The sequence below is a fragment of the Coleofasciculus sp. FACHB-712 genome (assembly GCF_014695635.1).
Lineage (GTDB): Bacteria > Cyanobacteriota > Cyanobacteriia > Cyanobacteriales > FACHB-T130 > FACHB-T130.
Window position 1 is genome coordinate 1 of record NZ_JACJOQ010000540.1, and the last position, 13,157, is coordinate 13,157.

Annotated in this window: 14 protein-coding genes and 1 pseudogene; 10 read left to right on the top strand and 5 right to left on the bottom strand. The window is 44.7% G+C overall.

Annotated elements, in window-relative coordinates; all coding sequences use genetic code 11:
- The 8 genes and pseudogenes from H6F50_RS18850 to H6F50_RS18885 all read left to right on the top strand — a co-directional run.
- Window positions 1–339, top strand: a pseudogene (locus H6F50_RS18850) (glutathione-dependent formaldehyde dehydrogenase); the annotation flags it as partial.
- Window positions 340–404: 65 nt separating this feature from the next.
- Entirely contained in the window at window positions 405–845 is a 441-nt protein-coding gene (locus H6F50_RS18855; protein WP_190413071.1) for a hypothetical protein, read from the top strand.
- Between the two features lie 248 nt (window positions 846–1,093).
- Window positions 1,094–2,263 (top strand): zinc-dependent alcohol dehydrogenase, encoded by a 1,170-nt coding sequence (locus H6F50_RS18860; protein WP_190413072.1) that lies wholly within the window; start codon window positions 1,094–1,096, stop codon window positions 2,261–2,263.
- Between the two features lie 9 nt (window positions 2,264–2,272).
- The gene (locus H6F50_RS18865) at window positions 2,273–2,455 is read left to right on the top strand and encodes a hypothetical protein (protein ID WP_190413073.1); all 183 of its coding nucleotides are present in this window, start codon (window positions 2,273–2,275) and stop codon (window positions 2,453–2,455) included.
- A 239-nt stretch (window positions 2,456–2,694) separates the two neighbouring features.
- Window positions 2,695–3,852 (top strand): L-dopachrome tautomerase-related protein, encoded by a 1,158-nt coding sequence (locus H6F50_RS18870; protein ID WP_347277183.1) that lies wholly within the window; start codon window positions 2,695–2,697, stop codon window positions 3,850–3,852.
- Between the two features lie 40 nt (window positions 3,853–3,892).
- Complete coding sequence (locus H6F50_RS18875) at window positions 3,893–4,234, top strand: cupin domain-containing protein (protein WP_190413074.1); 342 nt, start codon at window positions 3,893–3,895, stop codon at window positions 4,232–4,234.
- Window positions 4,235–4,576: 342 nt separating this feature from the next.
- Window positions 4,577–5,452, top strand: a complete 876-nt coding sequence (locus H6F50_RS18880) for a manganese catalase family protein (RefSeq protein ID WP_190413075.1) — start codon at window positions 4,577–4,579, stop codon at window positions 5,450–5,452.
- 62 nt (window positions 5,453–5,514) lie between these two features.
- A complete protein-coding gene (locus H6F50_RS18885; protein WP_190429889.1) occupies window positions 5,515–5,658 on the top strand; it encodes a hypothetical protein in 144 nt (47 codons plus the stop codon).
- Here the strand turns inward: H6F50_RS18885 and H6F50_RS18890 are convergent.
- Entirely contained in the window at window positions 5,655–6,638 is a 984-nt protein-coding gene (locus tag H6F50_RS18890) for a hypothetical protein (RefSeq protein ID WP_190429890.1), read from the bottom strand. The genes H6F50_RS18885 and H6F50_RS18890 overlap by 4 nt on opposite strands.
- Window positions 6,639–7,492: 854 nt before the next feature.
- Here H6F50_RS18890 and H6F50_RS18895 point away from each other — a divergent pair.
- Both H6F50_RS18895 and H6F50_RS18900 read left to right on the top strand, forming a co-directional pair.
- Window positions 7,493–9,220, top strand: a complete 1,728-nt coding sequence (locus H6F50_RS18895) for an ATP-binding protein (RefSeq protein WP_190429891.1) — start codon at window positions 7,493–7,495, stop codon at window positions 9,218–9,220.
- Between the two features lie 224 nt (window positions 9,221–9,444).
- Entirely contained in the window at window positions 9,445–9,651 is a 207-nt protein-coding gene (locus tag H6F50_RS18900) for a hypothetical protein (protein WP_190413078.1), read from the top strand.
- Between the two features lie 6 nt (window positions 9,652–9,657).
- Here H6F50_RS18900 and H6F50_RS27710 read toward each other — a convergent pair whose 3' ends face one another.
- The 4 genes from H6F50_RS27710 to H6F50_RS18915 all read right to left on the bottom strand — a co-directional run bounded on the left by H6F50_RS27710 (window position 9,658) and on the right by H6F50_RS18915 (window position 12,483).
- Window positions 9,658–9,792 carry a hypothetical protein gene (locus H6F50_RS27710; RefSeq protein WP_277877582.1) on the bottom strand — a complete coding sequence of 45 codons (135 nt, stop codon included), beginning with the start codon at window positions 9,790–9,792 and terminating at the stop codon, window positions 9,658–9,660.
- 9 nt (window positions 9,793–9,801) lie between these two features.
- Window positions 9,802–11,016 carry a DNA methyltransferase gene (locus H6F50_RS18905; protein ID WP_190429892.1) on the bottom strand — a complete coding sequence of 405 codons (1,215 nt, stop codon included), beginning with the start codon at window positions 11,014–11,016 and terminating at the stop codon, window positions 9,802–9,804.
- A 5-nt stretch (window positions 11,017–11,021) separates the two neighbouring features.
- Complete coding sequence (locus tag H6F50_RS18910; RefSeq protein WP_190413080.1) at window positions 11,022–11,825, bottom strand: hypothetical protein; 804 nt, start codon at window positions 11,823–11,825, stop codon at window positions 11,022–11,024.
- Between the two features lie 316 nt (window positions 11,826–12,141).
- Window positions 12,142–12,483 (bottom strand): helix-turn-helix transcriptional regulator, encoded by a 342-nt coding sequence (locus H6F50_RS18915; protein ID WP_190413081.1) that lies wholly within the window; start codon window positions 12,481–12,483, stop codon window positions 12,142–12,144.
- Window positions 12,484–13,157 lie beyond the last annotated feature (674 nt).

Consider the following 13,157-nt stretch of genomic DNA (forward strand, 5'->3'; position numbering starts at 1 on the left):
GCGAAGCAAGCAGTCCGGCTGGAAACAGACCGTCCCCACGTCCTGCGGCAAATGATGGTCGCTTGTCGTAAAGGCGGCACGCTCTCAATCATGGGTGTTTACGGTGGCTTTGTGGACAAACTGCCCTTTGGTGCTGCTTTCAACAAAGGCTTGACCTTCAGGATGGGGCAAATGCACGGGCAAAAGTATATGCAGATGTTGCTGGATAAAGTTTTGAAGGGAGAACTCGATCCATCCTTCGTCGTCACCCATCAGTTACCCCTAGAAGAAGCCAAGAATGGCTACGAAATGTTTAAGCACAAAGAAGATAAGTGTATCAAGGTTGTGCTGAAACCTTGAAGTCAGTAATTGGGAAGAAAAATTAACCGATTACGAATCATCAAATAATAAACTGGAGTGTTTTCATGAATCAAGTAATTTCTTTTCTACAAAGTATTCGTTTGCGCCAGATTGCTACTGCGTTTCTGGTAAGTGCTGCATTTTTGGTGATGCAAGCTTTCGGTTACGGGACTCCTCTACAGGCCCTTGCGAATAACACCACATTGACACCAGAAACCAACGCTTACCAAGTGCCAGGGTCTAATGGTTCAATCAATGCTAGGACTGAAACGCTAAAAGACCAGACTGAAGATACAGGCAGTAGTTTGTTGGATAAAATTGGAGATGCTGCTGAAAATGTCAAGGAAAAGCTGAATCTTGACGAGCCGACGCCTCCAAGTACCAAAAAGTTTTTCAATCAGATTCAAGATAAAGCTGATGATGTAGTTGGTAAGACAGTTCAAGGGACGCAGGAAGGTTTCAACGACGCGGCGAATAACCTGAGCAGCCCATCTTACTCAAAATAATCTGTAATCCAGCGTGCAAATTGTCCCCCCTTAACGAGGGGGGATAGTGGAACAACGGATAATATTTGCTTGACATTTCGCTCCTCCTAACCTCCTTAACCAGGAGAACTCGCAAAAGAGAAAGATTTACCTAGGGTGTAGGTGTAGTTATTAGTCATTAGTAAATTGTTCTTAGTAATTGATAATGACTAATAATGAATCGGAAATAACCCATAAATAATGACGAATGACTTAAGGAGAAAAATTTAATGAAAGCTGTTTGTTGGCATGGAAACAACGATGTGCGGGTAGATAATGTACCCGATCCAAAAATTCTTAACCCGCGCGATGCCATCGTCAAAATTACGTCAACAGCAATTTGCGGCTCCGATTTGCATATTTACGATGGTTTCATCCCGACAATGCAAGCGGGCGATATCCTCGGTCATGAATTTATGGGGGAAGTGGTTGAACTTGGCAGCGCCGTCAAGAATGTGAAAATAGGCGATCGCGTCGTTGTCCCTTTCACTATCGCCTGCGGTAACTGCCTATTCTGCAACCGCGATTTGTGGTCGCTGTGCGATAACTCCAACCCGAACGGCTGGATGGCTGAACAGATGTACGGTCATTCGCCATCAGGACTTTTCGGCTACTCCCACTTGTTCGGCGGCTATGCTGGAGGTCAAGCGGAGTATGCGCGGGTGCCTTTTGCCGATGTCGGTTTGTTCAAAATTCCCGATGGATTGACAGACGATCAGGTACTGTTCCTGACGGATATTTTCCCGACCGGCTACATGGCAGCGGAAAATTGCAACATTAAACCGGGTGATATTGTAGCTGTCTGGGGCTGCGGGCCAGTCGGACAGTTCGCAATCAAAAGTGCCTTCATGCTAGGTGCCCATCGCGTTATCGCTATCGACCGCATTCCCGAACGCTTACAAATGGCTAAAGAACAATGCGGGGCAGAAATTCTCAACTATGAAGAACTCGATGTCGGTGAAGCACTCAAAGAGATGACTGGCGGACGCGGGCCAGATTCTTGTCTGGATGCCGTCGGCATGGAAGCACACGGTACCGGGCCGGATGCTTTCTACGATAAAGTCAAGCAAGCCGTGCGAATGGAAACCGATCGCCCCACTGCCCTGAGGCAAGTCATTGTCGCTTGTAGCAAGGGTGGTCATGTATCGCTAGCGGGTGTTTACGGTGGATTCCTCGACAAGATTCCAATGGGCGCTGCTTTCAACAAAGGCTTGACGTTCAAGATGGGACAAACACACGTCCATAGATACTTGAAACCGTTGTTGGAACATATCCAAAATGGCGATATCGATCCCTCTTTCGTCATCACACACCGCTTGCCTTTAGAAGAGGCGAAACACGGTTACGAAATTTTCAAAAATAAAAAAGACAACTGCATCAAAGTTGTACTAAAACCATAAGGTCAAACTATGGAACTTGACCGCTCTGATCGGGGTGAAAACACCGTCAAGATTAATAATTTGCTTGCAGAAGTTTATCACTTGGTTGAAAAACTTGAACAAGAGGCAGAAGAAAATCGCCAGCGTTTCCAACAAGAGTTAGAAGCTGGCGAGATTCTTACTGCTGAAAGTCAATCTTTTGGACAGAAATAGGTGTTTTGTTAGTTCTGTGGTCGAGATGTCAATGGGTTGCGTCTCGTCAGTGAATTGAAACTATGAATGCCATCTAATATAAGAGGGGGTATCAGCAGTCTGCTAGGACGTCACGGCTGGACGTTGGCGTTGCAGGAGTGTTGACGAAGCATTCAGTCAGTAGTGCTGACACCGTGAAGTATCTGGAGAGAGACGTGGGAAAACTGGGTTGGCGATCGCTTCCAATTCTTTTAAGCCTTGTGGTGACAATTCCCTTTGCATCATCCGGTCGGGCGCTATCCGCACAAGAACCCACACAGAAACTTGTTGAGAAACCTGCTGAGAAAACGATTGGCAACATTGAATCAGTTGCCTCCTTTAATGGGCCGATGCTTACTGGCGTCACCGTGTCTCAGGACGGTCGAATTTTTGTGAATTTCCCTCGCTGGGGAGACAATGTAGAATTTACCGTTGCTGAGTTAAAAAACGGGACGGCGGTGGCTTATCCCAATGCCGAAATTAACCGCCCAAATCCCAGCAACCAAGCTGAATCGTTGATTTCGGTTCAAAGTGTCGTCGTCGATCCGCAAAACCGCCTGTGGATTTTAGATACTGGGAGTCCGCAATTTGCCCCCACTTCCTACGGGGGACCAAAATTAATTGGGATTGACCTAAAGCAAAATCGGATTATCAAAACAATTCTATTTCCCCAGAATGTAGCGCTGCCAACGACTTACTTAAACGATGTCAGATTTGACTTGCGGCGCGGCAAAGCTGGAATGGCATTCATCACCGATTCTTCTAGTTCTGGGCCAAATGCAATTATTGTTGTAGACCTGGCTTCTGGCAAAAGCTGGCGACGGCTGAACAATCACCCCTCCACCAAAGCCGAACCAAATTTTTTGCCCAGCGTCGAAGGACAACCGTTGATGATGCGATCGCCTAATCAACCACCCAGCTATATCAAAGTAGGTGCAGACGGGATTGCGATTAGTGCTGATGGCGATCGCTTATTTTACTGCCCTCTGGCAGGTCGCCGTTTATACAGTGTCAGCGTTGATGCTTTAGCAAACGAGCAATTAACAGAGTCGCAAGTAGCAGCAACCGTGGTGGATCTCGGCGATAAAAGTGGTGCTTCAGATGGACTGGAATCAGATGCTGAAAACCGCGTTTACCTGACGAACTACGAACACAATTCCATTCTTCGCCGCCTACCGGATGGAATGTATGAAACGCTCGTTCACGATCCTCGCGTTTTGTGGCCCGATACGCTTTCTGTAGCATCAGACGGCTATCTCTATTTCACTGCCAATCAACTGCATCGCCAACCAAATTTTCATGGCGGCAGAGATTTAAGAGAAAAGCCCTACAGTCTATTCCGAGTCCGCATTGATGGGAATCCGATCTTGCTCCGCTAAGAGCATTTAAACAACATATCTGAACAAGGAAGCAGCAAATATGACAGATACAACTGTGATGAAAGTAGATTCTACCAATTCCCCCAAAGGGGAAATGGGTCAAAAGTATCTCGCATCAGGCAAAACCATCTCAATGCGCCTTTGGGAAAACGAGCAACCCAACGAACCAAAGGAACCAACTGCGCGAGAATATGAGACGGTTGGTTATGTCATCAACGGTCGCGCTGAATTGCACCTGGAAGGTCAAAGTATTTTGTTAGAACCCGGTAATTCTTGGACTGTACCAAAAGGTGCATCCCACACCTATAAAATTCTGGAGCCTTTCACGGCAGTTGAGGCAACTTCTCCACCCGCCCAAGTTCACGGGCGCGACGAAGCTTAATCCGACATGAATTAAGCAAAAATACTTAAATACTGCTAATAAAAAAACCGTCTTTTTGATGAAGACGGTTTTTTTATTAACACAAACTTTTAAGAATGAACTTGATACAAAATAATTGGTAATTCGTCATTAAATAGGCACATAAATCAAGAATAAATTTACCAAAATAAACTTAAAACTGTCCTTCTACAGGAAGAGGCAAGACCTTGATTTAAATAGTTTCCTATAGGAGTAGAGAGCATAAGTTTTGCAATTGAAATTTCGATATTTAGCAAATTGCTAAATATCAATTCGCACCATTTTTCTGTTGTTCTGATAGTAAAAAGAATTCGGAGTTTTTGAATGTTTTACCATAAAAAGCAACTTCAGTATTTCACTCCGCCACAAAACCCCGATCCGGTCTACGCCATGAAGATTCAGGAACTGATCGGCGGCACTTTTGGCGAGATGACCGTGATGATGCAGTACCTATTTCAGGGATGGAACTGTCGAGGGCCTGCTAAGTACCGCGATATGCTACTGGACATTGGTACCGAAGAAATCGGTCACGTTGAGATGCTTGCCACGATGATCGCCCATCTGCTGGACAAAGCGCCTCTAAAAGTCCAAGAGGAAGGTGCCGCAGATCGGCTAGTCGGCGCGGTTATGGGCGGTTCTAACGTGCGGAATGAGATTATGGCAGCAGCGATGAACCCGCAGCACGCTATTGTCTCCGGCTTGGGTGCGACGCCCTCTGACAGCGTTGGCTACCCTTGGAACGGTCGCTTTATCGTCGCCAGCGGTAATTTGTTAGCAGATTTCCGCTCTAATCTCCACGCCGAGTCGCAAGGTCGCTTGCAGGCGGTGCGAATGTATGAAATGTCAGACGACCCAGGCGTGAAAGATACCTTGAGTTTCATGATCGCCCGCGACACCATGCACCAAAACCAGTGGTTGGCAGCGATTGAGGATATCGTAGACTCCGGACTGGACGACACTCCGGTTCCGAGTTCCTTCCCGCTGGAATTGGAGAAGCGGGAGTATGCCTATCAGTTCTGGAATCACTCTGACGGTACCGAAAGTGCTGAAGGACGTTGGGCGAAAGGCAAATCAATGGACGGCAAAGGCGAGTTTGAGTATGTAGAGAATCCGCAACCGTTAGGGCCAGAACCGACACCTCCGCCTGCTGAACCAAAGTTGCACGGTACCCCAGGTTTTGAAAAGGCACGACACACCTAATAAATAACTGCTGAGAATTAGTTCGCCTGCGTGTCGGCTAATTCTCAACCAAAACCTAATCGATGCTATTGCAGCAAGGTATCAACACACCTGTATTTTTGCAGGTGTGTAACGCGATCGCTCTCTACGCCACCCTACTTGATAGAGAGCGCTCGCTTCCTACTTTTTTTCGCTCAAGCGATCGCTCTCTACGCCACCATATCTAAAAGCTGTACGCAGTGTTTGACAGGCTTACCTTCTGCTCTGGCAAAGTCGTCCGGGATTTCACTCTTTCACTGTCCTGGTGCCGGATTATCTTTTCCAGTTTCAGGTCGCCATATTTAGCATAGAGCTGTTTGATCTCTTCATTCATCTGGTCGCACTCGGTTTGGAGCCGCTGATTTTGATGGCGTAGCTGTTGAATTGCTTCCTTATGTTCTTGACAAGCTATTAGGTAAGTTTGGCGAGAGTTCGCCAGTTCATCCTGTAGCCGTTGATTTTCCTGTTTTAGCTGCTCTAATTCCTTGGATTCAACCAAGATTTTCAAATGAACTTCTTTGGGAGCGCTTTGTTGAGTGCAAATACTTTGATTCTTCTCAAGCTCTAGCCGAGAATTTGCCAGTTCATCTTGTAACCGCTGATTTTCCTGTCTCAGCTGCTCCAATTCTGTTAAATGAACCTCTTTGGCAGCACTTTGTTGAGTGCAAATACTTTGATTCTTCTCAAGCTCTAGGCGAGAGTTTGTTAGTTCGTCCTGTAACCGCTGAATTTCCTGTTTCAGATGGTGTACTTCCTGAGATTCACCAGGCAAATTTAAATGGACTTCTTGTATATAACTTTGCTGGCTGGAAGGACTATCATTTTTCGCAGTTTGTAGCAATTGCAACCCAATTTCTCTGAGTCGCACCAACGTTAAATCTTTGCTAAGCCCGATGTAACAGTGATATAGTTCGCCATTTACTTTCTTGTAGGCGTACCAAAAATCTCCATCGGTTTTAGTTTCTTTGCTAGCGATGAAATCAGATGTACGTTGATCGACTGGCTCAAATTTAAATGACTTAGAACTTGGTAAATTTAGCCATTGGAACCATTGCTCAGAATCCAGATGAATGTCTTCGAGTCGTTCACCCCGTCGTGGATCTTCTACCCAAAATTCTAATGTTGCCCTCTCGGTGAATGACCAAACCTTTGGTGTTTTAGCCGCCATGATTAAGTTACACAGATAAATTATTCGCAAAAGTAACAAGTTTCAGCATTTTCCCTGGTATCCCATGTAACTTTTCTTCTATTAGAGGTTAAAATTTTACGGTATCGCTGTTCCGATAAACGTATTGTTACTGAACCTCTTCAATGCACCCTACTTGTTTTCTAAGTAAATATACAAGGAATTTTCACTGATGAAGATTTTTTAATATTAAGTTTATACAATCTTTAAAATAGTCAGGAGTATTCTTGACACAATCTTCATAATTAGGAGCAGGCTGTAAGTTACTAAGGACAAGCTGCTATGTCTAGACTTGCAGGTATGCAAGCCCAAAAAAGAATCCCTCTTTTGGAGGAGAGAGGTGAAACGAAACGGCTGACTAACAAATTCCCTATGGGTTGGGTTGAGGTGCGTGTAACCCAAATGCAGCAAACGTTTGCTTTGTTTTTTCTCTCACACAGAGCCAACCTACGGCTGCTAGGCTGTCTCATAAGCACTTGATACAAGTACAAGCGTGGGATGAAAGCTAGACTTCCTAAAATAATTCCGTGGGATTTTTATTCGGAAAAGTTGCACATCGCGTTAGTTTAATTAAAAAAATGTAGCTGAATCTCTAGATTAGATGTTTTGGCATTTTCGGCTGGATTAAAAATTACCAAATCTCAGCTTTTTTTGCCTCGAAGGGGACTCTCTATCCCTAAAAATTAATTCAACTACTTAAATAATTTAAATTTCAGCCTAAAGATAGGTGAAGAAAAACCTTATGAGCTGCAACTGTGAAAAGAGTTCTGAAAAATCGACCACAACTCGATCCCAGCTCCTTCTCTAGAGTGAGACTCGATTGTAATGCTCCCCCCATGAAAGAGGAAGATAAAACTAAAAGTGAACTCATCGCTGAATTAGTAGCACTCCGCCAACGAGTTGCGGAGTTAGAGAAACGAGAAAATCAATATCAGCACTCAGAGAAGGCTTTGCGGTTAAACGAAGAGCGCTTCCTGATGTTGCTGGAAAACATGAAAGACTATGCAATTTTTTTCCTCGATCCCGACGGACGTGTTATCAAGTGGGGAGCAGGGGCAGAAAGCATTTTAGGCTATCAGGAAGCAGAGATTTTGGGCAAATCTGGCTCCATAATTTTTACACCTGAAGATCGCGATCGCGGCGAAGACAGGAAAGAACGGGTAAAGGCATTAACGGAAGGTCGGGCTGAGAACGAACGCTGGCACGTCCGGAAGGATGGCAGCCGTTTCTGGGGCAGTGGCATTGTCACGTCTTTACGTGATGAGAGCGGACAGGTGCAAGGGTTGGCTAAAATCATGCGCGACTTCACGGATCGCAAGCAAGCTGAAGAGGAACGTACTCGGTTACTTGCCCGCGCACAGGAGGCATGCACCCAGGCTGAATCAGCCAACCGGATGAAAGACGAGTTCCTGGCGACTCTTTCTCACGAACTGCGATCGCCCCTCAATGCGATGCTGGGGTGGACGAGTCTTCTCCGTACCCGAAAATTTGACGCGGCGACGACCGCTCGTGCTATCGAAACGATTGAGCGAAATGCCAAGGCGCAAGCACGTTTGATTGAGGATCTGCTGGATGTTTCGCGGATTATTCGAGGTCAACTCCGCCTCACAGTTCGCTCAATGGAACTGATTCCAGTCATTGAGTCAGCCATCAATACGGTACGTCCAGCAGCAGATGCAAAGAACATTCAAGTTCATCTGTTGGTGGATACTTTTGTGGGTTTAATTTCAGGAGATCCAGACCGCTTGCAGCAAATAATCTGGAATCTGCTCACCAACGCGATTAAGTTCACGCCTGAAGGCGGACGAGTTGAAGTTTACCTTCAAGGCGATCGCTCCCACGCCGAGATTTCAGTTAGGGATACGGGTGAGGGCATCAGTCCTGACTTTCTGCCTTACGTGTTTGACCGCTTTCGCCAAGCTGATAACTCTATCACCAGGTCTTATACAGGATTAGGGCTGGGATTGGCAATTGTCCGCCACTTGGTGGAACTACACGGAGGAACCGTGCGTGCTGAGAGTCCCGGAGAGGGGCAAGGGTCAACATTTATCGTGAAGTTGCCGCTTCTCAACAGTGCTGGGGTGAAAAAGAGGACTGAGGAAGAGGAATCTTTATGCAGTTCTCAATCTTCAGCACTCAATCCTCAAGAAAGTCCTCCCACCCTTTGGGAAAGTCCTCTTGATGGCTTGCAGATCCTTGTTGTTGATGATGAAGCTGATGCCCGTGAGTTGCTCAAGAGCATCCTAGAACAGTATGGAGCAGAAGCGATCGCTGTCGCCTCAGCAGAGGAAGCGATCGGAACTATCCAAAAGTCAAAGCCAGATTTACTCATCAGTGACATTGGGATGCCAAACGAGGACGGCTACAGTCTAATTCGCCGGGTGAGGGCGCTAGAGGCGGAAAAAGGACAAATTCCATCTGTGGCGTTGACGGCTTATGTCAGAGTAGACGACCAAAAAGCAGCCCTTTCGGCAGGTTTTCAATCTCATGTCGCTAAACCCATTGATCCCACTGAGTTAATTGCGGTCGTCGCGTCCCTTGTCGGACGGACTGGAAATGTCTAATTTCATCGCTAGCAGCAAAAGTTTTAAATACCCAAAATACCAAAAACGAGCGTAAGTGTAGCGAATCCTCTTAGCTTTTAGTTTCCTCTCCAGTGGTATGAGATAGACGCAAAGACGGTATATCATCACGAGTGCGACTTCGGATATAAGCAAGGAGAGGGACGTAAATTTATCCTAAATTTTGCTTTCTTTAAAATGGTTCAGCAATTAGGAGAAACTTTTAAATGAAAGAGAATAGGATTACTCGAAAGCATCTGGTTTATAGTCTGCTAACGGGTCTGCTGATCGGCGCGATCGCTGGCACACCGATCGGCTGGTTTACTCATCGCGCCTATGCTGAGCAACGTTTGGCTAAGAATTTAATTTGCCGAGAGCAACATCGAAATGAGCCTGTAGCGGTTGTGGAATCTATCTGCGGCTCAAGATTCTAAAGTTTTCTAATAATTGTTTCCCTGGGTGCGATCGCGCCCTTTTTTATTGCATCTAAAAGGATGCGATCGCCGTACAGGTAATTTTGCCAGATTTGGATTTTTGGGAAGGATGCGATCGCTCCCAGTATTAACGACTTGCACTCTTAAAACTTACCATTCTGCTGTCACTAAAAATTCATATAATTCTTTTTTTGAATTTCTTTTTCTTATTACTTCACTTTGCACGTTTTTAAAACCGCATTGCCTCATTATGCTCATATAAATCTCTTCTACTGGAACAAGTGTATCGTAAAACTTAGAATTGCCAACAATATAGAAAATTTTTGCCCCTTTAACAAGAACATAGCTTAGGCTATCTATGTGGGTTACTATATCGACAAAATATTTATGAACGTAGTTTGCCAGGATAGGGCTTTGCTTATTAATCTCTTGAATTATACCTTTGAAGTTTTCATTTTTAATTTGTGTATTTCCAGGTTCCCATTGGGCTAAACGGCTAGTTGCTATTCCCCAAGTTCCGCCAATTGCTTGCCAATCTAAATCGCCTGCCTCACGCGCATTATTAAGGAAACCTAGCCAATACATATAAGGTCTTACTTCACGTATATAACTCATCCGGTTTGGATAGGGAGGTGAGGTAATTACGCAATCATACTTCCTACAATCGTTTATGTGAATGTAACGAGAGTCACTATTTTGTACAGAAACACTTCCTAAAAGATATTGTTTTGCAGAATTAATAGTCTGCTCACAGTAGCTTACAAAATCATTAATAATTAAGTGTTTTTCATTTAATTTATTAAAGCTTATTTTTTCTTTTTTAAAAGACATAGATTGATGATTAAAAGCAGCGTTCGACCACTCTATTGTTGTTCTACAAAAAGCAATAAGCGCTAGATTTAAAGCCAGACTATCTTTTCTATTCTTCCTTTGGCTTTGTATCGCCTGAAAAAGACTTGCTAGTATCTTTAACCTTTCTGGCGACCACCAACGTTCAATGTAATTAAGCGGTGGAATCCAGAGATTATCAAATTGCTCATTTTGGGATGCTTGTTCCGCTACAGCACCAGCTATTTCAATAGCTGCGTTTAATTCACGTGGACTGTAATGATGTACTTTTGATTGTGATAGCCAAGCTAAAAATGGGTTAATTTCTATCAGATTGCAATTAACTCCCCTCTCAGCACAGACTAACCCTGTTGTTCCACTACCAGAAAAAGGATCGAGGACAAGTTGTGGTTTTCCAACATATTCGAGGACATTTTGAACTACCTTGACTGAATAGGCTGGAGTCAAACGTATCCAACCGTGTCGCCCTTGCTTAAGATTGTCTTTGAAAGTCAAATCAGCCCTTTGAGAAATCATTCAGTTTATTGCAATAAAGCGGTTAGAACTGATTCTACCTCTTGCTTCAACCTAGCGGAATGGCGTTGGAAGAAATTTGCTAAGTCGTAACCTAGCACTTGGCGACAAAACTCGTATGTAGAGCTAGTTGTTGAACCATTAGTTGTACCTCGAAGTATTAACCAGCGCGATTTAATATAACGATCGGCAACGCTACTATCTATCTGGTTTGAAAAAAGTAGTATTACTGGCAAATATCCTTCAGAGTAAGCTGCTGCTGCATTTGCAATATCAGCATTCTGGCGCTTTGAGTCTTTACTTTTATACCCTTGCCGGATTTCAAAAACAGCTCCTTTGAAAACTGGTATCATATCTTCTGATATGTTGACTGCTCTACAGGCATTTTGAACCCAGTTAGTAACTATTGGACGGCGGTCAAGTTTCGTTTCAGCTATTGGGATGCAGCAGTCGAGAGATAAAGTTTGTGTCTTCCCCTCTATTTTTTTAATTTCATAAGACCAGATTGATTGCTCTGCTGTCAGATTAAGGCTATCCATAATAATGCGTTGAATCAGTCTTTGACAACCTATCCCAACTTGTCGGTACACTGATGTCATGCCACCAGCGGCTTTATGAGCAGTGAACATTAGAGGAGAATCTAAGCCTAACCATGAGTAGAAGGGATCAGCTTGGTATAAGCTTTGAAATTCAGATAATGTTAGTCCTGCACTACCTCCAAATTTTGGTAGGTAATTTTTACAAGCAGAAATTGGATCTATAACAATTTTGATGTACTCTTCGTCTTGCGCTTGCTCTGAAACAGAGGTCATATATTTGTGTCTCCAGCTCTGTTTTTAGTAGCTATACAATTCGGCCTTTCAACTTCCAAATTCCTTGTTTCTCAACAACGTGTAGTGATTATGCCATGAAACTTTATCTATACCACCAGTTGCGATCGCGCCCTTTTTTATTGCATCGGTCAGGAAGCGATCGCGCATTCTCCCCTTCACCACTGCAATGCGATCGCCTAATCCTCTTCTGAGTGCGAGCGCTGCGTTATCAACGAGTTAGGCAAATCGTCCAAACTCTTGTTAACTTTCGCTTTCTGGTTAAAACTAGCCGAGAGCGAAGAAGCAACTGACACCTTCAGTCTCCGATGTTTGGGTTCCAAGCTTCCGTACCAATCAGCAGCAAATCTTCCAGCGTCAGAATCCGATTCTCAGTTGGGTGTTCGGGTTTGAGAACATCTAAAAGTATCCACAAAATATCAGGTGCTGGTTTATTCAGGTTTCCATTCTCAATTCTCGAAATGGCCGCAATGCTCACCCCAAGAACTTTAGGCAACGCTCCCAATTCTCCATAGAAGTTGGCTTCATACTCCTTCGTCTGTTCGCTCAACTTGTGGACACTTAAGCCTTTTGCTTCCCGACAGGCTCGTAAGAAGTTGCCCATCTGCCGCAGTCCTTCATCCGTAAACCTTCGTCTCAACGACTCTCTCTTCCTTATTACAGGTAAAACCGCTAGTAATCGCCTTTACTGCCTAAAGCTAAGCTATCATGCCCTACTTTGCGACTATTTGTTTCAAGTTAGTAACTTGAATCGCTTTATGTTACAATGTATAAGAAAGGTTAACCTTTTAACCTTCCAGTAATCCCCCAACAAAGTCCTATTTCCAGCTGATTGCTGCCGGAAATTAACCCAGATGAGTGCTGTTTGTGCTAGCTACAAGGCTCGCACGCCTGTACCCATCTACCCAATTAAATATCTATGAACAAATCCAAAGCGACAGAAGCACTGCGGGTAGCGCCGGGAATTGCTGCCATCAAAGCAGCACTGAACCAGCGCGGCGATCGCATCTGCTTTCCTCCATAAACAGCCCATCTGGACTGTCTGGGTTACAGATAAAACACCAATACTAGCTGGCATTTTAGCGCAACCCTATCAATAGATGGGGACTGCACTCGCAAAAGAACGATAGCGATCGCCACACCCTCATCGCCATCATTCAAAGCATATTCATCAAAAAAACCCTAGGTATCATCGGGAAAGTTTTATGACCTACTTTAACCAGCTTCACCCTTGGTGCCTAATGCGTCGCGTACCCAAGTTGCAATCCTCGGTTGTTGCTCGTTTTCGCCGCCGCTGTGACGCAGAAGCCCATC

Coding starts and splice junctions, on each gene's coding strand:
- H6F50_RS18875 (WP_190413074.1), top strand. CDS start 3,893: ATGACAGATACAACTGTGATGAAAGTAGATTCTACCAATTCCCCCAAA.
- H6F50_RS18905 (WP_190429892.1), bottom strand. CDS start 11,016: ATGATTTCTCAAAGGGCTGATTTGACTTTCAAAGACAATCTTAAGCAA.
- H6F50_RS18890 (WP_190429890.1), bottom strand. CDS start 6,638: ATGGCGGCTAAAACACCAAAGGTTTGGTCATTCACCGAGAGGGCAACA.
- H6F50_RS18860 (WP_190413072.1), top strand. CDS start 1,094: ATGAAAGCTGTTTGTTGGCATGGAAACAACGATGTGCGGGTAGATAAT.
- H6F50_RS18885 (WP_190429889.1), top strand. CDS start 5,515: ATGCTATTGCAGCAAGGTATCAACACACCTGTATTTTTGCAGGTGTGT.
- H6F50_RS18910 (WP_190413080.1), bottom strand. CDS start 11,825: ATGACCTCTGTTTCAGAGCAAGCGCAAGACGAAGAGTACATCAAAATT.
- H6F50_RS18855 (WP_190413071.1), top strand. CDS start 405: ATGAATCAAGTAATTTCTTTTCTACAAAGTATTCGTTTGCGCCAGATT.
- H6F50_RS18865 (WP_190413073.1), top strand. CDS start 2,273: ATGGAACTTGACCGCTCTGATCGGGGTGAAAACACCGTCAAGATTAAT.
- H6F50_RS18880 (WP_190413075.1), top strand. CDS start 4,577: ATGTTTTACCATAAAAAGCAACTTCAGTATTTCACTCCGCCACAAAAC.
- H6F50_RS18900 (WP_190413078.1), top strand. CDS start 9,445: ATGAAAGAGAATAGGATTACTCGAAAGCATCTGGTTTATAGTCTGCTA.
- H6F50_RS18895 (WP_190429891.1), top strand. CDS start 7,493: ATGAAAGAGGAAGATAAAACTAAAAGTGAACTCATCGCTGAATTAGTA.